The sequence below is a fragment of the Streptomyces sp. PTL18 genome (genome assembly GCF_059510295.1).
The window spans coordinates 1-388 of sequence record NZ_JCAJZO010000151.1; the positions used below are offsets into that span (position 1 = coordinate 1).

The window sequence follows — 388 nt, forward strand, 5'->3', positions numbered from 1 at the left end:
CCCGTCTCGCGGCGGCGTTGACGCCTGAGGTGGACGGGGTGCTGGGGCGGTATCCGTTGCGTGAACTGGTCACGTCGTCCGAGCCGTTGCCGTTGGTGGTGGAGCGGGAGCGGGCGTTGTTCGGGTCGTGGTACGAGTTCTTCCCGCGGTCGGAGGGGACGGCGGAGCGGCCGCACGGGACGTTCCGTACGGCGGCGCGGCGGTTGCCGGTGATCGCGGGGATGGGTTTCGACGTGGTGTATCTGCCGCCGATTCATCCGATCGGGTCGACGTTTCGCAAGGGGCCGAACAACTCGTTGTCGGCGGGGCCGGGTGATGTGGGGGTGCCGTGGGCGATCGGGTCGCCGGAGGGCGGTCATGACGCGGTGCATCCGGATCTGGGGACGAT

General features: G+C 69.6%; 1 pseudogene. It reads left to right on the forward strand.

Features of this window, described 5'->3' with window-relative positions:
- Positions 1 to 388, forward strand: a pseudogene (locus AC5WS8_RS39425) (alpha-1,4-glucan--maltose-1-phosphate maltosyltransferase); the annotation flags it as partial.